This window comes from Ochrobactrum sp. SSR (genome assembly GCF_030067775.1).
Classification (GTDB): Bacteria; Pseudomonadota; Alphaproteobacteria; order Rhizobiales; family Rhizobiaceae; genus Brucella; species Brucella teleogrylli.
Window position 1 is genome coordinate 1,076,577 of record NZ_CP125970.1, and the last position, 17,436, is coordinate 1,094,012.

The window sequence follows — 17,436 nt, forward strand, 5'->3', positions numbered from 1 at the left end:
TTCTCCTCAAACCAGCGGACGCGGATTGGAAAGATACTGCGTGCGGATCGCATGTGCGGTCCAGTAAGCAAGGCCGCCGAGCAAGCCGGTCGGGTTGTACTGGGTGTTCTGCACGAAGTTACCCGCGCCAAGCATGAACACATTGTGCTTGTCCCATGCCTGCGAGAAGCGATTGACGACGCCCTCACGTGCATTTTCCGACATGATGTGCCCACCGGTCGTATGCGTCGTCTGATAGGGACGAACATCGAACTGCGCACCTTCCTTCTTGAAGGAGGACTGTATCAGGTCCGGATTCATGGTCTTGGCCAGCGCTTCCGCCTTGGTCTTCATGAACTGGGTCATCCGGATATCATTCGGATTCCAGTTGAAGGTCATGCGCATCAGCGGACGACCGTGCGGGTCCTTGTAGGTCGGGTCAAGATCGAGATGGTTGGTCTTGTAGGACATGACGGAACCATGCGTTCCGATGTTCATCGAATGGCCATACCATTCGGCAATCGCCTTCTTCCAGCCAGCGCCCCAGCCAGGCGTGCCGGAGGGCAGCGTCATGCTGCGGATCGGCTGGCCGTTGGTCTGGCCCGTGCGCCAATAGGCACCGCCGATGAAGCCCTCACGACCGAAATCGATCTGGTTGATGCCGAAATCATCGATACACATGCCGTTAGCGCCAGTACCGATGAACGGATTGAATTCCTCATCCTTGAAGAACAGCGTCACGCCGCCGGTCAGCTGATAGGCGTAGTTACGGCCCGTCACGCCTTCGCCCGTTGCCGGATCGTAAGGCTGTCCGATGCCCGACAGCAGCGCCAGATGCACATTGTTCAGCTGGAACGACGACAAAATGACGAGATCGGCAGGCTGGAAGACTTCTTCCTGCGTCTTGTCGTCGAAATAGGTTACGCCGGTTGCGGTCTTGCCATCCGGGGCCATTTCAACGCGCAACACTTCCGATTCCGTGCGATAGGAGAAGTTTGGCATCCGCTTCAGCGCATCGAGGATCGTCGTTTGCGGCGACGACTTCGAATATTGATAGCAGCCATAGCGCTCGCAGAAACCGCAATGATTGCACGGTCCCATCTGCATGCCATATTCATTGACATAGGCCGTCGAAGCAATGCCCCCCGGCGATGGGAACGGGTGGTAACCGGCGGCTTTTGCCGCATCGGCAAATTTGCGACCGTCCCAGGTCGTCTTCATCGGGGGCATTGGGTATTCGTTCGAACGCCAGCCCTCAAACGGGTTGCCGCCCTCAACGATCTTGCCCTTGATGTTACCGGCCTTGCCGGAAATACCGGCGACGCGCTCGAAGCGGTCGAAGAAGGGTTCCATCTCGTCATAAGTGACAGGATAATCGCCCAGAAGCATGTCTTCCGGGATGATCTGCTCGCCCCAATGCTCGCGCACGTGAGAACGCAGTCTAAGTTCTTCGGCCTGCGGACGCCAGTTAAGGCCGTTCCAGTGCGTGCCCGCACCACCCACGCCGTTGCCCGGCAGAAACGAACCGAAGCTGCGGTAAGGCAGCGCGTTTTCATCCGCATGGCGGCGCACGGTGACGGTCTGCTGGCTGGCGCGCTGCATCATCTTCAGACGCACGCCGTATTTCAGTTCGTCGATCATGTTCGGATATTTGAAATCTGGCACGGTATTCTGATCGTGGCCACGTTCCAGCGCGACGATGTCAAGGCCTTCCTGCGCCAGTTCCATTGCCAGAATGGAGCCGGTCCAGCCGAGGCCGACAATGACCACGTCTTTCTTCTTTTCCTGACGTGCCATGGTTAAGCCCTTTCGCCCTTGATCGAAACCGGACCCAGCGGGTAGGCCACATTGTAGCGCTCAACCCATTCCTTGTAGCTGCCGCGCGCACCGGGGAAGCCGATATAGGTCCAGGCCTGCATGCCGTGATTGCCGCCATACATCGGGTCGGCGAAATAGCCTTCCTTGGTGTTCTGGAGCAGCAGCGCGAAGAACTCGCGCAGTTCCGGCTGCAAACCAACCTCGCCCTTTTGAAGAGCGGTCAGCGCTTCATCCTGCTGTTCAGGGGTCAAAGCGGTAAAAGCGGCGCTATATTTCTGCTCGCACCAGCCATTGAAGGCCGGGATGCCCTGACGGTAAATCTGCGCCGGGTTGAGCGGGGTCTGCCAGCCGCGGGTCGGATCAGCCGACGGATCGTGCGGACCAACCATGTACCAGTCATCGGCACGGCCATAATCTCCGGCAAGCTGGAGATCGATGAAGACAGGGACGCGGGTTTCAAGGGCACCGGGGCCATCGCCATCCGACGGGATCAGCCTCGCCGTCGCGGCAAGGATAAATGCCCATTCGAGATCGTTAAAATATTGGCGTTCATGGTCTTCGAGCGGAACCGGGGGCGTCTTCGGTTCAGCCTGGGCTGAGACAGCCAGTCCTGAAAGCATGACGCTTGCTGCGGAGGCTTTCAGAAAACTGCGACGACTCGGATATCCGGGGAGGTCAGTCATTGTCGTTTCCTGCCAGTTAGGTGGGTAAGACGGAGGGATGCTTTTCTGAAATGAAACCGCATGGCGCGATTAAGAAAAACATAGCGTTCGATACACACCAGACTAGAACAGTTCAAATAACTTGTACCCTAGCTGTGCAAAACATGAGGGAATTCAGGGCCGCAAAGCCGCGCCTCCGGTAAAGAAACTGCCCGCCAAATGCCGGAAAATGGCCAAATCCAGCCCGCTATCGTCTATGTGATCACATCTATGTGATCACATCCTCATATACTCGAATATCGGGGCGAAACTGCAAATTTTACCGCTTGGACAAATAACAAAAAGCTAAGAGAGACTCACTCGGCCAGCGCATCCAGCGCTGGCCGAAGTGCGTTTAACCCGTCACCTCGCCCACCAGAGCGAGGTCGAAAACATGGTGGTGGATATGGCCGTCGAACATGGCCAAAAGGCCCTTGGTGGCCTCCCGGCTTTCATAGCGGATGGGTGAAGCAAGCGCTTCCGCCAATGCTTCCCGGCTGTCATACACCGTCCATAGCACCATCGGGTAGGATGGCGCGCCTTCGTCCCGTTCCACGGCGTAAAGCACGCGCACATCGCGGATGCCAGGAAACTGAAGCCACATCGGCATCAGGGTTTTCGCGACATAAGCCTTGAACGCATCCTCGCGCCCGGCATGAATAGCGCCTTCGAAGAAAGCCTGTCTGACAATCATCGGAAAACTCAATTTACCTTGGTGGGCGGAACATCGCCTGCGAAATAGGCCTGCAAATTGGCAAGCACCAGCTCACCCATGCCGATGCGCGTTTCGACAGTTGCACTGCCCTGATGCGGCATCAAAACGGTGTTGGGAGCAGTGAAGAACTCTTCGCGGATTGTCGGCTCGTTGACGAAGACATCAAGACCGGCACCGGCAATGACGCCATCCTTGAGTGCGGCCAGAAGCGCGTCCTCATCGATGACCGTGCCGCGCGCGACATTGATCAGGTAGCCCTTGTTGCCAAGCGCCGCCAGCACATCCTTATTGACGATATTGGCCGTGGAGGCATTGGCCGCCACGCAAACCGCCAGAACATCGCTGTGTTCAGCCAGTTCCACCGGCGATGCATGGGCAATCCAGTTCGCACCCGTCACCGGCGAGCGGTTCCAGTAATGCACCTCCATGCCGAAAGCCTCGGCGCGCTTTGCCAGCGACTTGCCGATCTGGCCAAGGCCGAGAACGCCGATGCGCTTGCCCTTGGGGCTGGTGCCCAGCGGGAAGGCCTGACGTTCAGCCCATTTGCCTTCGCGAACAAATCTATCGCCAAGCGCTACATGGCGCAGGACCGCCAGCATCAGAGCAATACCGGTATCGGCAACGTCGTCGGTCAATACGCCCGGGGTCGTGCTCACATGCACATTGCGGCCACGCGCAAAGGGCAGATCGACCTTATCCGTCCCGACACCGTTGATGGCAATCAGGCCAAGCGACGGCAGACGCTCGATCCATTCATTCGACAGGCCCGAGCCACCGCCGGTCACTACCGCGCGGATCGAACCCAAAGCCTCAGCGAGCGCCGCTTTTTCGTCCGCCTGGTAAAGCCGGTGAACCTTGTAAGCCGCATCGAGGCGTTCCTCGATTGCAGGCATCATCGGCTCCACGAGCAGAATTTCGTTCGTCACGTCAAACTCCAGTTCCAGATTGGGGGGAACACAGCGCGAAAGGTGGGAAATAGCTTTCGCGCCATGCGTCAGAACATATCATTTCGGGCGGTCAGGAAATCTGGCCGATAAAAGCTCTTGTCCGCTCATGCTTCGGATTGCCGAAGAATTCCTCCGGCTCCGCCATTTCGAGAATCTGACCCTGATCCATGAAGATCACCCGGTCGGCAACCTGTCGCGCAAAGCCCATTTCGTGGGTGACGCAGAGCATGGTCATGCCCTCTCTGGCGAGATCGATCATGGTGTCCAGAACTTCCTTGACCATTTCCGGATCGAGCGCCGAAGTCGGCTCATCGAAAAGCATGATCTTCGGATTCATGCACAATGCGCGTGCAATCGCCACGCGCTGCTGCTGACCGCCGGAAAGTTGGGCAGGATATTTGTCCGCCTGTTCGGGAATGCGCACGCGCTCCAGAAACTTGCGCGCCGTCTTTTCGGCTTCCGCTTTGGCGACGCCGCGCACCTTCATCGGTGCCAGCGTGCAGTTTTCCAGAACGGTCATATGCGGGAAAAGATTGAACTGCTGGAACACCATGCCGGTTTCCTGCCGGATGATATCGACATTCTTGCCGCCCGCCGTGAGGTCGAAGCCGTCGACAACAATGCGCCCTTCCTGAATGGTTTCAAGCTGGTTGATGCAGCGGATCAGCGTCGACTTGCCCGAGCCGGACGGGCCGCAAATGACGATGCGTTCGCCGCGCGCCACAGTCAGATTGATATTTCGCAGCGCGTGATAGGTGCCATACCATTTGTTGACGCCTTCCATCAGCACCGCAGTACCGGAGTCCTGCGATGCCCCGTGAGCCGTGTTCTGAGCCGTCTTAGTCATGTCGAGAACTCGCTTTGCTGAACGTGATCGCCTGATGCGGCGTTTGCGGCCATGCCCGGCCAATGCAGGGCATGGCGCCGGTCAAAAATTACTTCGCCTTGGAAACGAAATCCGGCAACGGAGAACCGAGCCATTTTTCATGGATCTTGTTCAACTCGCCGTCGCCCTTCACCTTCTCGATGAACTTGTTGACGAATTCGAGCATTTCAGTCGAACCCTTGCGCACCGCGATGCCCTGCACCTGCTGGCTGAGCTGGATTTTCTGCTCGTAACGGCCCGGTGCTGCCTTTTCGATTTCGGCGGCAACGACATTGGAAAGACCGATCAAATCGACCTGACCCGACAGGAGAGCCTGCACGGCGCTGGCATCGTCATCGAAGCGGCGGATATTGGCATCTTTCGGCGCAACCTTGGTTACTGCGGTATCCTGCGTCGAGGCACGCGCCACGCCGATGGTCTTGCCTGACAGGTCCTCCGGCTTGGCGACTGCGGCATCCTTCGGCCCGAAAACGCCGATGGAAATACCGGCATAAGGCTGGGAGAAATCGACGCTCTTGGCGCGTTCTTCGGTGATGCCCAGCGAAGCCACCAGCACGTCAACCTGTCCGCTCTGCAAATATGGAATGCGGTTCGGGCCGGTGACCGGCACGATCTGCGCCTTTACACCCAGCTCGGCAGCGAGCAACTTGGCCACATCGGCATCGTAGCCGTCCGGCTCGTTGCTGGTGTTCATGATGCCGAATGGCGGAAAATCGACCAGCATGCCGATCTTGATCGTGCCCGCCGACTTGATGCCTTCGACGGTCTGCGCGAATGCGGCTGGCGCAAAGGCAGTGGCAAGCGCGCCCGCGCCGATCAGTGTCATCGCTATACGTCTGGTGATATTCATGTTTTTCCCTTCCCTATTGTTAGACCGGACTCCTCGCCGGCAGATTAGAGCGCGCTCTAATCCCTTTTTGACGCACATCTTATCCGAAAACCGTTTCACACTTTTCGGGATGTGCTCTTATCTCGACAAAAGCCCCCGATTACCGAGCGGTTGCGCGAGAAAATTTGGTTTCCATGTTGCGGGCTAGTATCGAAAGCGGCCAGCACAGAATGAAATAGACAACCGCCACCGTGCCAAAGACCATGAAAGGGCTGAAGGTTGCATTGTTGATGATCTGGCCCTGACGCGTCAGTTCGGTAAAGCCGATAATGGCGGCAAGCGAGGTGCCCTTGATCAGCTGCACAAGGAAGCCCACCGTTGGCGCAACCGAAATGCGTGCAGCTTGCGGCAGAATGATATAGCGCATGCGGTTGTAGTAGCGCAGGCCGAGCGCCGTTGCCGCTTCCCGCTGGCCGGGCGGCACCGCGTCGATACAACCGCGCCAGATTTCGCCGAGGAAAGCGCTGGCATGCAGGGTCAAGGCGATGGCCGCTGCAATCCATGGATTGATGCCAAGGCCGAAAATATTGAGGCCGAAGAACACCAGAAAAAGCTGCATCAGAAGCGGCGTGCCCTGAAACAGCCGGATGAAGCCAAGCGCGATATAGCGCAGCACACGATTATCCGAAACACGCATCAGCGCCACGATCATGCCGCCAATGCCGCCGCCCACAAAGGCGATGGCCGAGAGCGCGATGGTCCACTGTGCCGCATAGACGATAATGAGAAATTCGTTCCAGCCGAAAGGTCTGATCATGGCCTTGCTCCTATCGGCTCAGGGGATATTTGAACGCCAGTTTCTCGATCAGCGAAAACACCGCCGAAAAACCGATGGACATGACGAGATACATGAGCGTGATGACGATATAGACCTCGAAGCTGGCGAAGGTCGCAGACTGGAGATCGTTACCGGCGGCGGCGAGTTCATTGGCCGAAATCACCGACACGACGCTCGACGTCAGCATCAGATAGATGAACTGGCTGGTCAGCGATGGATAGACCGTACGCAGCGCCGGTTTCATGATGATGTAACGGAAGACTTGCAGGCGCGAGAGGCCGAGCGCGGTGCCCGCCTCCACCTGCCCCTTATGGATGGACTCGATGCCTGCGCGGATGATTTCCGTGCCATAGGCGCCGAAATTCACCACCAGCGCCAAAAGCGCCGCACTGTTGGGCGACAGGCGCAAGCCCGCCGAAGGCAGACCGAAGAAGATGAAGAAAATCTGCACCAGAAACGGCGTGTTGCGAATGATCTCGATATAGGCGTCGATGACGAAGCGCACCGGCTTCGAGCCGGATGTCTTGCCCCAGGCGCACACAATGGAAACGACCAGCCCGAGCACCATCGCGGCGACGGAAAGCTCAATCGTTTGCCAGGCGCCGAGAAGCAGCTTGTCCATCGACGCGAACACGGGCGCGAAATTGAAATTGTACAATGCTGGAACCTCCCGGTCGGCGAATTGACTGGTCTTCCTCCAGACCAACCAAATTTAGATCGATCTAAATTCGTTTAACCCGTCTCGTCAATCATTAATTCGGATGAGACGATCAAATTTACCGTCAGCCCACGGGGCGTCCACAGGACTGGCGAACCTGCAAATAGGTCTCGCTGACGATCCGCTCTGCCGGTTTTTCCGGTTCGGCAAGCCGTGAAAGCAGCATTCTGGCCGCGTTTTCGCCAACCGTAACCGGACGCGTCGCGACTGAACTCAGGCGCGGGCGTGTCGCCTCGGCATTGCTGACATCGTCAAAGCCGATCAACGAAAAATCCTCGCCGATTTTCCGCCCGCAATCATAAAGCCCGGCGGAGAGACCGAGCGCTATCACATCGTTAAAGCAGATCGCCGCCGTTGGTTCCGGTTCCTGCTGAAACAGCAGCGGCGCGGCCCGGGCAATTTCCGGCATCGTGCTGGGCAGATGCACGATCAGTTCCGGGTCCAGCCCCTTTTCCAGCATGGCCTCGCGAAAACCCTCGACGCGTTCGCGATAGGCGGAATGCACCGGCCCGTGCACCGCAAAGGCGATGGTCTTGTGCCCCAACCCGGACAGGTGATTGACCGCCTGCCGCATGCCGCCTGCATAATCGACCCCGGCATAGTCAATCCGGTCGGTTACGTGGCGCAGCACCTGAACGGCTGGCAGGCCCCAATCGACAATCTGCTCGATGAAGCCGGGTTCGGTTCCAGCCGTCAGCGACACGATCACGCCATCGACGCCATGCTCGCGCATGCGCTGCATCAGCGTGTTCTGATTGGCGAAATTTTCATGACTGTTGGCCAAAAGAACGACCATACCGGCCTCGCCCACCACGCGGTCGATGCCCGCCAGAAGCTCGCCATAAAACGGATTGCCCAGTGTCGGAACGATCACGCCGACTGTGTTGGACCGGTCGGCGCGCAAGCTCGCCGCGCCCATATTATAGACGTAGCCGAGTTCTTGCAGCGCCTTCTCGACCTTCTCCCGCGTTGCCGCGCCGACAAGCGGGCTCTTGCGGATGACAAGCGATGCCGTGGCCCGCGAAACATTCGCATGGCGCGCCACGTCAAGAAGCGTAACCCGGCTTTTCTTACGGTCGTCGGTTGGCATAGTTCACCTGTCAGCATGCATCTGCTGCCGCAGGAAAACATCGCAAGTTGCTTCCTTCCGGCCAGATCTGAAACCGGTATATTCAGTACAGACAGATGAAATGGTCAATCCGCAACCGGAATAGCCAGCTTTTATTGCGCGGGTTTGATCGGCTTCGGCCGAAATTCGGGCTTCAGCGCTTTGAGCGCCATGCGGTCCACCACGCGCGGCGCGATCAGCTTCAGCCAGCGCCCCAGACGCATCTTGCGGGTCATCAACACCTCGCGTTTGCGCCTCCGCAAACCATACAGCATCAGACGCACCGCTTCTTCCACCGACATCATGTCGTCTTCGCGCACGCCACTAGTTCCGAGCGGCTCGCCGCTGGCGCCATAGCCGACCTTGCGAATATCGGTTTTCACAACGCCTGGATAAACAATCGTCACGGAAATGCCACTCGGCTCCAGTTCCGAGCGGAGCGCCTCGCAAAAGCCGGACAGCGCGAATTTCGTGCCGCTATAGGCCGAGCGTCCCGGCACACCGATCAATCCCGCGACGGAAGAGACCACCGCAATGCGCCCTCTGGTCTTTGCCAGATGAGGCAGCGCCGCATGGATCGGCCAGACGCTGCCAAAATAGTTCAACTCCATCAGATCATGCATCCATTGCAGATCTTCCGGCTTGATCTCCGCGAAATTGGCATGGGCCGACATACCGGCATTGACGATCAGCGTGTCGATCCGGCCAAAAGCCGATGCCGTCTTTTCGATCAGCGCAATGCAGGCATCGCGGTCGGTAACATCGGTCGGCACCACAAGCACGGTGCTGCCCTGCTGCCGCAATTCGGCTGCAAGTTTTTCGAGCTTGTCGACATTGCGCGCCGCCAGCACGAGGGCGGCCCCGGCGCGATCACGTTGCGCTATCTGGCGCGCGGTTTCAGCGCCGATACCGTCAGACGCGCCCGTTATAATCGTTACATCCATGTCGGTCTCCCTGCCGATACGATGGACGATTATGCCGCTGAAACGAGCCTGCTGGAACAGGATATTTGATAAAATCGCAGTTGCGTTAAACAGGCAGCGAATTAATTCGCCACCTAATGATCAGTTGACCTGCGCCGCATGAAGCTGCTGATAGCGCCCGCCCGAGCGGGTCACCAGCTCATCATGAACGCCCTGCTCGATGATGCGGCCTTCCTCCACCACGACAATGCGATCCGCATTGACGATGGTTGCAAGCCGGTGCGCGATGACCAGCGTGGTGCGACCTTCCGAAAGATCGGCAAGCGACTGCTGGATCGCCCGTTCGGTTTCGGTATCCAGTGCCGAAGTCGCTTCATCGAGGATCAGGATCGGCGGGTTTTTCAGGAAGATGCGCGCAATCGCCAGACGCTGTTTCTGGCCGCCCGAAAGCTTGACGCCGCGTTCGCCCACAACCGTGTCCAGCCCGGCGGGCAAGGCGGCAATCACGCCGTCGAGACGGGCGCGCCGCGCCGCTTCGAGGATTTCTTCCTCCGAAGCCTCCAGCCTGCCATAAGCGATATTGTCGCGGATCGTTCCGGCAAACAGGAACACATCCTGGCTGACAATGCCGATATTGGACCGCAGCGATTTCAGCGTCATGTCGCGAATATCGGTGCCATCGATGCTGATCGCGCCGTCGGTCACTTCATAAAAGCGCGGCAGAAGCGAGCAGATCGTCGTCTTGCCTGCGCCGGATGAACCGACGAAGGCCACCGTTTCGCCCGCCCGGATCGACAGGGTCAGATGTGCCAGCAGCGGCTTTTCCGACCGGTAACCGAAGCTGACGTCTTTATACTCAATGTCGCCATGCAAACGCTGCACGGACATGGCGTCCGGCCTGTCGGCAATATCCGGCTCCGTATCGAGAAAAGCCGAATAGCGCTGGAACCCGGCAATGCCCTTCGGATAGCTTTCGATGATCGAATTGATCTTTTCAATGGGTCGGAAGAACACACCGATGAGCAGCAGGAAGCCGACGAAACCGCCTTCCGTCAACTGGCCGCGCACGACAAACCATGCGCCCGCGAGCATGACGATGATCTGCACAAAGCGCATCGAAAGATAGGACAGCGACATCGAGGCCGCCATGATCTTGTAGGCCCGCAATTTGGTCGTCAGATAGTTGCGGTTGCTCTCGGCAAACAGCTTACGTTCGTGGTCCTCATTGGTGAAGGCCTGCACGACGCGAATGCCGCCGACATTTTCCTCAATCCGCGCATTGAACTCGCCAACGCGGCCATAAAGCGCGTGCCAGTTCGAGGTCATCCGGCTGCCATAGCGGATATTCACAAACGCCGTTAGCGGCACAACCAGCGCCGTAATCAGCGCCAGCGGCACATGAATCCAGAGCATCAGAACAAAGGCGCCGATCAGCGTCATGATGGCGATGAACAGGTCTTCGGGGCCGTGATGGGCCACTTCGCCGATCTCTTCCAGATCCTTGGTCAGCTTGGCAACCAGATGCCCGGTCTTCTGATTGTCGAAGAAACGAAACGACAGCTTTTGCAGATGATCGAAGGCCTTGCGCCGCATCTCGGTTTCGATCTTGATGCCGAGCATATGACCCCAATAGGTCACGACGACCTGCAAACCGGCATTGAGAATATAGATCAGCAACAGCCCGGCAACGGCGAGCGCGATTAGCCCCAGCTGATTGGTCGGTAGCAGGCGATCGATGAACAGCGTCACCGCAACCGGAAAGGCCAGCTCAAGCAGTCCTGCAAGAACGGCGCTTGAGAAATCAAGCGCAAACAAACCCTTGTGCGGTTCATAATAAGCAGCAAAGCGCTTCAGCAAACTGTTCATCGAAATTCTCGGCTTACACTTTTGGGGCTGCGTTCAAAGAGGCTTGGACACGCGCCCTCCCTAACGCCTGTTAGCAAGTTTTTGAATAGTGCGGCGTTTATTTTCTCTTTATCCGGCGCGATCAACCGATTTGTGATCGTTCTTGTCAACTTAATAGCCCAAGGTCGTCACAGATTGGGCAAAAGGCTCATCAGATTGTCGATCAATGGCGAGTGATTGCTCTTCATCGAGGCGAGCGCCAGACGCGCGGAAAGTGGTTCGCCTTCAATCGGTCGGTAGGTCACGCCCGCAAGCCTGATCTGCGCTATAGCGGTCGGCACGATGGAAACGCCCAGATCGGCGGCCACCAGATTGACGACCGATGGCATTTGCGGTGCCTCCTGCGCGACGATCATTTCAAAACCAGCGTCGCGGCAGGCCGCAACCACATCGTCATAAAGACTAAGGCCGACAATGCGCGGAAACATCACAAAAGCTTCGTTCGCCAGCGCCGAAACCGGCAATATCTCATGGGTCGCCAGCGGATGATGGCTCGGCAAGGCGATCAGCATCGGCTCATCGGCCAGGCGCTTCATCCGCACATCCTTCGGGTTTTCCAGACCGGGCCGAATGAATGCCGCATCGACCTCGCCGCGCACAAGCCTTTCCATCAGGAGGCTGGTATTCATCTCGGTGAGCGTCAGCCGCACCTCCGGCCAGCGGGCGCGAAACTGCCGGATCGTGCCGCTGACCACCGGATTAAAGGCGGACGACGCGGTGAAGCCCAAAGCCAGACGCCCGGTCTCGCCGCGCGCCGCACTTTGCGCGGCAAGCTTGGCTTTTTCGGCGGCAGCGACAGCAGCCTTCGCTTCCTCAAGAAAGGCCGTGCCCGCCGCCGTCAGCTCAGCCCCGTGGGGAACGCGGTGAAAAAGCGCCACACCGATTTCGTTTTCCAGATCGCGGATCTGCTGGCTCAAAGGCGGCTGACCGATACCGAGATTGGCCGCTGCCCGTGTAAAATTGCCCTCGTCGGCGACGGCCAGAAAATATCTGAGGTGACGCAGTTCCATCGGTATATCCAAAACATATCACAATCGTCTGTTCCATATATTAGACAAATGATGCGCTTTTGACTAGATCAAGGCTCGGGAGGTTTTGAAAAGGCAAAGTCATGTCCCGCGTCCAAGAACGCAGTCTCGATAGCGTCAGAACAGCAGACAGCACACTCAAGCTGGTCACCGCGCCGACACCATCCGGAGCGGCACCGGAAGAAAAGCATTATCTGGTCAAGGGTACGCCCGCGTTTCGCAATGCCAGTGTCGCGCTCTTCCTGTCAGGCTTTGCAACCTTCTCGCTTCTCTATTGCGTGCAGCCTTTGATGCCGCTCTTCGCGCATGATTTCAACATCACGCCTGCGGCAAGCTCGCTGTCGCTTTCCGTTTCAACCGGTTTTCTCGCCTTTGCGATTTTCTTTGCGGCCATCGTTTCCGAACGTTTTGGCCGCCGCTCGCTGATGTTCGCCTCCCTGCTCGGCTCCGCGCTTTGCACCATCGCCGCTGCACTGGTTCCGGACTGGCACATGCTTTTGGCACTGCGCGCCTTGCAGGGCCTGCTGCTGGGCGGCGTCCCGGCGGTCGCCATGACCTATCTTGCCGAAGAAATCGACCCGCGCGGCCTTGGTGCATCCATGGGCCTCTATATCGCCGGCAACGCCTTTGGCGGCATGGCGGGCCGTGTCATCACGGGAACGCTGGCTGAATTCTTCTCCTGGCGCGTTGGCCTTGCGGGCATGGGGCTGCTCGGCCTTACCGCAGCCATCGGCTTTCTGATGCTTCTGCCCGCTTCGCAGAATTTCACCCCGCGTCCGGGACTGAATGCGCGGTTTCACCTTAGCGCCTGGGTTGGCCATATTCGCAATCCGGCCCTGCCGCTGCTGTTCGCCATCGGCTTCCTCGTCATGGGATCATTCGTGACGATCTATAACTATATCGGTTTCCGTCTAGTCGCCGCACCTTACAGTCTGAGCCAGACGGCACTCGGCGCCATTTTCTCGGTCTATCTTTTCGGCATTGCCGCATCCTGGATCGCGGGTCGCATGGGCGACAGGCTTGGGCACTTCATCGTTCTCCCCATCGGCCTCGGTCTTGAAGCGACTGGCGTGTTGCTGACCCTGTTTGCACCTTTGCCTGCCATCATCACCGGCATCGTGTTCCTGACCGTCGGCTTCTTCGTCAGCCACTCGGTCGCCAGCGCTCTGGTCGGAAGGCTGGCGCTTCATACCAAGGGTCACGCATCATCGCTTTACCTCTTGGCCTATTATCTCGGCTCCAGCATTGCAGGTTCCGCAGGCGGTATCTTCTGGATCGCCGGTGGCTGGAGCGCGGTGACAGAATTCACCTTCGCCATGCTGGCCATCGCCTTTGCCGCATCGCTCGCAGCCGCGCGTTTCGCCCGTCGGGATTGAAAATGCCTCGCAAATTGCCTAGCAGGTGAATTGCCATGCAACTGACAGCGACTTGACAGTTGCATGACAATGAATGGAGGCTGGGGCATGAGCGAATTGGCCGACTGGCTATCGGAAACACATCCGGTCAACCGGAAGAACGCCGCCGAAGTCGTGTTCGACGACATACGGTCGGCGATCATATCCGGTCGCCTTCAGGTCGGCACGCGCCTCCCCTCGGAAGCGCGACTGGCGGACCGGTTCGGTGTCAGCCGTCCCATCGTGCGCGAGGCTCTCCGCTCGCTGCAAACGCTCGGCCTCACACAAACCCGCACTGGCAGCGGCACCTATGTATTGAACGCAACGCCCGCAGCGGAACTGAGCTATGATGGCTATTCCGCGCGCGACCTGATTGAAGCGCGCCCGTTTATCGAAATTCCGGCGGCAGGCTGGGCTGCTCTTCGTCGTAGCGAAGAGCAGCTCGCCCATCTGCTGGGTCTTTGCGACAGGCTGGACCGGCAGACCGATCCACATAAGTGGGAGCTGCTCGATTCCGAGTTTCACAGCGCCATAGCCGTTGCCTCCGGCAATACGCTTTTCGCCAAGATCGTCGCCGATGCGCGCAATGCGCTCATCCAGCAATCCGAGCTCATCAATCTCATGGCAGGTCGCCGCGAAGCCTCCAATATCGAACACCGCCGGATCGTCGACGCCATCGCAGCCGGTTCGGAAGCCGACGCCCGCGCTGCCATGGAAGCGCATCTGAGCAAGGTCAAAACTGCGGTGAATGCCATCACGGGAAACAGCGCCGCTTAAACGTTTCCTGCGGAGAAGCCAGAATTCGCTCTCACTTTCGAGTTCGCCGGTGCCTGTGGACAATTGTCACCGGGACAATCTTGGGAGCCGGGTAAAATTGCTGCGAACGGAAGCTGAAAGCTAACGTCTTATTTTCAAAACAATAAATGCTTCCAAGAGAAAGCGAAGAGCCTCAAGTGGCCCGGTCCGGTCTTGTCGGTGACTTGACGCGTTAATTTCAATATGCGTTAACAGACCTCCTAATCTGTCATACAGCTTAACAGATTACCCTCATAATTGGGTGACGTAACACCCCTATTGAACGGCCAACGGCGCGCTGTAATTAGCGATTCAAGCTGTGAAATGGCCCTATCGAAAACGCGCTTGCAAAGCGCTTACCCGGGAGGAGCAATGTCGATTGATACAGTGAAGGTCGGTCTGGGGGCCAAGCCGATAGAACGAGAAATATTTATCGAAGAAGACAACGGCTACCACAAGGCACTGAAGCCGCGGCAAATCCAGATGATCGCCATCGGCGGGGCGATTGGCACCGGACTTTTCCTCGGCGCAGGCGGACGCCTCGCGCAGGCGGGGCCTGCCCTCGTTTTCGTCTATGCGCTTTGCGGCTTCTTTGCCTTTCTAGTTTTACGCGCATTGGGCGAATTGATCATGCATCGGCCAAGTTCGGGGTCGTTCGTCTCCTATGCTCGCGAGTTCTACGGCGAGAAACTGGCCTTTGCGGCTGGCTGGATGTACTGGATGAACTGGGCGATGACCTCGGTGGCCGATGTCACTGCCGTTGCGCTCTATATGAATTTCTTCAAGCACTATGTTCCCTGGCTGCAAGGGGTCGACCAGTGGATGTTTGCGCTGGCTGCCCTGTTCATCGTGCTTGCGATGAACATGATGTCGGTGAAAGTCTTCGGCGAGATGGAATTCTGGTTCAGTGTCGTCAAGGTGCTGTCGCTGGTCATATTCCTGGCGGTCGGCATTTATTTCGTGGTTTCTGGCACGCCGATTGACGGCCATGCCGCTGGTTTCAGCATCATTTCCGATAGCGGCGGCTTCTTTCCGAACGGCATATTACCGGCCTTCGTGATCATACAGGGCGTCGTCTTCGCTTATGCCTCCATCGAACTGATCGGCACAACGGCTGGCGAAACCGAAGACCCGCGCAAGGTGATGCCCGGCGCAATCCGCACCGTGGTCTTCCGCCTGCTCGTCTTCTATGTCGGTTCGGTTCTGCTGCTTTCGCTGCTGCTGCCCTATACGGCCTATTCCGCCGGTGAAAGCCCGTTCGTCACCTTCTTCAGCAAGATTGGCTTCGAAGGTGCGGATATCATCATGAACCTCGTGGTACTGACGGCGGTTCTCTCATCGCTTAATGCTGGTCTCTATTCGACAGGCCGCATTCTGCACTCCATGGCTGTTTCAGGCTCCGCGCCTGCCGCACTCGCCAAGATGAACAAGAACGGCGTTCCCTTTATCGGCATCGCGGTCACCGCCGTCGTGACAGTGATAGGCGTCGTTCTCAATGCCATCGTGCCTTCGGACGCCTTCGAAATTGCCCTCAATCTCTCCGCGCTCGGCATCATCACCGCATGGGGCGTCATCGTTCTCTGCCAGCTGAAGCTCTGGTATCTGGCGCGGCGCGGCGAAATCGAACGGCCTGATTTCAAGATGTTCGGCGCGCCCTATACGGGTATCCTGACGCTTGCTTTCCTGCTTGGCGTGCTGGTGCTGATGGCGTTCGATTATCCGGTTGGAACCATGACCATCGCCTCGCTGCTGATCATCATCCCCCTCCTCATCATCGGATGGTATCTGATGCGCGACCGTATCCATCGACTTGCTACATAACGTGCTATAGATGCAAGCACACTAAGCAAGCGAGGGGAAACGTGAACACATCGCCGATCAAGCCTGTGGTGGCGGTCATCGCCACCGGGGGCACCATTGCAAGCAAACGCGGTGAAAATGGCGCGAGCACGCCGACCTTATCCGGCGGAGACCTACTTGCGCTATTGCCGGATCTCAAGGCCGATCTGCGCCCCATCAACCTGATGGAGAAGGATTCCTCGCTGCTCACGTTGGCCGACATGCAGCATATCAGCAATGCAGTCGGCGAAGCGATGGAGAAACCCGACATCAACGGCGTTGTCGTCCTGCATGGCACCGACTCCATGGAGGAAACCGCGCTTTTGGTGCAGCTTCAGCACCGGCTTGCAAAGCCGGTTATCTTTACCGGTGCGCAGTTTACAGCGGATAGTCCCCATGCCGATGGCCCTGCCAATCTGGCTGATGCGGTCAGGCTTGCCACGGATCCGGCCAATGCCGCGCGCGGCGTGCTGATCGCTTTTGGCGGGCGGGTTTTGCCTGCATGGGGTGTTTATAAGGCCAGCAGCGACAGTGCTGATGCGTTTCATCCAACACGCATGCTAGCTGCGCTGCCGGATGTGAAGCTGCCGTCACCGCTTGATGATAGCCGCGTCGATACGGTTGCCATTTATCCCGGCTGCGATGCCACCCATGTCGCGGCCAGTGTTGCAGCAGGCGCGCGTGGCATCGTTCTGGCGGCACTTGGCTCCGGCAATGCGACGCCGGCAATTGTCGAAGCCGTCAAGCTTTGCACCGAAAGAGGCATCCCAGTCGTGGTATCGAGCCGCGTCCCGGAAGGTTTGTTGACGCCAAGCTATGGCGGTGGTGGCGGCGGATACGATCTTGCGGCGGCAGGGGCGATCCCTGCCCGCACACTTCGTCCCGGTCAGGCGCGCATTCTGCTGGCGGCGCTTATTGCCAATGGCAGCTCGAAAGACGCGATCATCCACGCCTTCAGCGATAATCAATAACCCATATGAAAAGGGCCGGATTGCTCCGGCCCTTTTATCTTT

At 58.0% G+C, this 17,436-nt stretch carries 16 protein-coding genes; 4 read left to right on the plus strand and 12 right to left on the minus strand.

Translation table 11 applies throughout. The annotated features are described in order from the left end of the window. Nucleotides 1-6 precede the first annotated feature (6 nt). The 12 genes from QLQ11_RS16500 to QLQ11_RS16555 all read right to left on the minus strand — a co-directional run bounded on the left by QLQ11_RS16500 (nt 7) and on the right by QLQ11_RS16555 (nt 12,377). Nucleotides 7-1,776, minus strand: coding sequence for a GMC family oxidoreductase (locus QLQ11_RS16500; RefSeq protein ID WP_109366905.1), 1,770 nt, complete (start codon nt 1,774-1,776; stop codon nt 7-9). 2 nt (nt 1,777-1,778) lie between these two features. Then, nucleotides 1,779-2,480 (minus strand): gluconate 2-dehydrogenase subunit 3 family protein, encoded by a 702-nt coding sequence (locus QLQ11_RS16505; protein WP_109366904.1) that lies wholly within the window; start codon nt 2,478-2,480, stop codon nt 1,779-1,781. A gap of 373 nt (nt 2,481-2,853) precedes the next feature. Then, on the minus strand, nt 2,854-3,192 hold the full coding sequence (locus QLQ11_RS16510) for a hypothetical protein (protein WP_109366903.1): 339 nt from the start codon (nt 3,190-3,192) through the stop codon (nt 2,854-2,856). An 8-nt stretch (nt 3,193-3,200) separates the two neighbouring features. Further along, entirely contained in the window at nt 3,201-4,151 is a 951-nt protein-coding gene (locus QLQ11_RS16515) for a 2-hydroxyacid dehydrogenase (RefSeq protein WP_109366902.1), read from the minus strand. A gap of 79 nt (nt 4,152-4,230) precedes the next feature. After that, nucleotides 4,231-5,007 carry an amino acid ABC transporter ATP-binding protein gene (locus QLQ11_RS16520; protein ID WP_109366901.1) on the minus strand — a complete coding sequence of 259 codons (777 nt, stop codon included), beginning with the start codon at nt 5,005-5,007 and terminating at the stop codon, nt 4,231-4,233. An 88-nt stretch (nt 5,008-5,095) separates the two neighbouring features. Next, entirely contained in the window at nt 5,096-5,896 is an 801-nt protein-coding gene (locus tag QLQ11_RS16525) for a transporter substrate-binding domain-containing protein (protein WP_109366900.1), read from the minus strand. 139 nt (nt 5,897-6,035) lie between these two features. Beyond that, nucleotides 6,036-6,692 (minus strand): amino acid ABC transporter permease, encoded by a 657-nt coding sequence (locus QLQ11_RS16530; protein ID WP_109366899.1) that lies wholly within the window; start codon nt 6,690-6,692, stop codon nt 6,036-6,038. Nucleotides 6,693-6,702: 10 nt separating this feature from the next. Beyond that, nucleotides 6,703-7,371: an amino acid ABC transporter permease gene (locus QLQ11_RS16535; RefSeq protein WP_109366898.1), complete on the minus strand. Its 669-nt coding sequence runs from the start codon at nt 7,369-7,371 to the stop codon at nt 6,703-6,705. A 124-nt stretch (nt 7,372-7,495) separates the two neighbouring features. After that, nucleotides 7,496-8,521: a LacI family DNA-binding transcriptional regulator gene (locus QLQ11_RS16540; RefSeq protein WP_109366897.1), complete on the minus strand. Its 1,026-nt coding sequence runs from the start codon at nt 8,519-8,521 to the stop codon at nt 7,496-7,498. 131 nt (nt 8,522-8,652) lie between these two features. Further along, nucleotides 8,653-9,483, minus strand: a complete 831-nt coding sequence (locus QLQ11_RS16545; RefSeq protein ID WP_109366896.1) for an SDR family oxidoreductase — start codon at nt 9,481-9,483, stop codon at nt 8,653-8,655. Nucleotides 9,484-9,603: 120 nt separating this feature from the next. Next, the gene (locus tag QLQ11_RS16550; protein WP_109366895.1) at nt 9,604-11,328 is read right to left on the minus strand and encodes an ABC transporter ATP-binding protein; all 1,725 of its coding nucleotides are present in this window, start codon (nt 11,326-11,328) and stop codon (nt 9,604-9,606) included. A gap of 167 nt (nt 11,329-11,495) precedes the next feature. Beyond that, entirely contained in the window at nt 11,496-12,377 is an 882-nt protein-coding gene (locus QLQ11_RS16555; RefSeq protein ID WP_109366894.1) for a LysR family transcriptional regulator, read from the minus strand. 101 nt (nt 12,378-12,478) lie between these two features. Between QLQ11_RS16555 and QLQ11_RS16560 the strand changes: the two genes are divergently transcribed. From QLQ11_RS16560 to QLQ11_RS16575, 4 genes are all read left to right on the plus strand, one after another. Next, nucleotides 12,479-13,771, plus strand: a complete 1,293-nt coding sequence (locus tag QLQ11_RS16560; RefSeq protein WP_109366893.1) for an MFS transporter — start codon at nt 12,479-12,481, stop codon at nt 13,769-13,771. A gap of 87 nt (nt 13,772-13,858) precedes the next feature. Then, a complete protein-coding gene (locus QLQ11_RS16565) occupies nt 13,859-14,566 on the plus strand; it encodes a FadR/GntR family transcriptional regulator (protein WP_109366892.1) in 708 nt (235 codons plus the stop codon). 390 nt (nt 14,567-14,956) lie between these two features. Then, complete coding sequence (locus tag QLQ11_RS16570; protein ID WP_109366891.1) at nt 14,957-16,405, plus strand: amino acid permease; 1,449 nt, start codon at nt 14,957-14,959, stop codon at nt 16,403-16,405. Nucleotides 16,406-16,446: 41 nt separating this feature from the next. Further along, nucleotides 16,447-17,394, plus strand: a complete 948-nt coding sequence (locus tag QLQ11_RS16575; RefSeq protein ID WP_109366890.1) for an asparaginase — start codon at nt 16,447-16,449, stop codon at nt 17,392-17,394. Nucleotides 17,395-17,436: the final 42 nt, after the last annotated feature.

Excerpts from the sequence above, each read along its gene's own strand:
- QLQ11_RS16500 (WP_109366905.1), bottom strand. The coding sequence starts at position 1,776 with ATGGCACGTCAGGAAAAGAAGAAAGACGTGGTCATTGTCGGCCTCGGC.
- QLQ11_RS16505 (WP_109366904.1), bottom strand. The coding sequence starts at position 2,480 with ATGACTGACCTCCCCGGATATCCGAGTCGTCGCAGTTTTCTGAAAGCC.
- QLQ11_RS16510 (WP_109366903.1), bottom strand. The coding sequence starts at position 3,192 with ATGATTGTCAGACAGGCTTTCTTCGAAGGCGCTATTCATGCCGGGCGC.
- QLQ11_RS16520 (WP_109366901.1), bottom strand. The coding sequence starts at position 5,007 with ATGACTAAGACGGCTCAGAACACGGCTCACGGGGCATCGCAGGACTCC.
- QLQ11_RS16525 (WP_109366900.1), bottom strand. The coding sequence starts at position 5,896 with ATGAATATCACCAGACGTATAGCGATGACACTGATCGGCGCGGGCGCG.
- QLQ11_RS16530 (WP_109366899.1), bottom strand. The coding sequence starts at position 6,692 with ATGATCAGACCTTTCGGCTGGAACGAATTTCTCATTATCGTCTATGCG.
- QLQ11_RS16540 (WP_109366897.1), bottom strand. The coding sequence starts at position 8,521 with ATGCCAACCGACGACCGTAAGAAAAGCCGGGTTACGCTTCTTGACGTG.
- QLQ11_RS16545 (WP_109366896.1), bottom strand. The coding sequence starts at position 9,483 with ATGGATGTAACGATTATAACGGGCGCGTCTGACGGTATCGGCGCTGAA.
- QLQ11_RS16550 (WP_109366895.1), bottom strand. The coding sequence starts at position 11,328 with ATGAACAGTTTGCTGAAGCGCTTTGCTGCTTATTATGAACCGCACAAG.
- QLQ11_RS16555 (WP_109366894.1), bottom strand. The coding sequence starts at position 12,377 with ATGGAACTGCGTCACCTCAGATATTTTCTGGCCGTCGCCGACGAGGGC.
- QLQ11_RS16560 (WP_109366893.1), top strand. The coding sequence starts at position 12,479 with ATGTCCCGCGTCCAAGAACGCAGTCTCGATAGCGTCAGAACAGCAGAC.
- QLQ11_RS16565 (WP_109366892.1), top strand. The coding sequence starts at position 13,859 with ATGAGCGAATTGGCCGACTGGCTATCGGAAACACATCCGGTCAACCGG.
- QLQ11_RS16570 (WP_109366891.1), top strand. The coding sequence starts at position 14,957 with ATGTCGATTGATACAGTGAAGGTCGGTCTGGGGGCCAAGCCGATAGAA.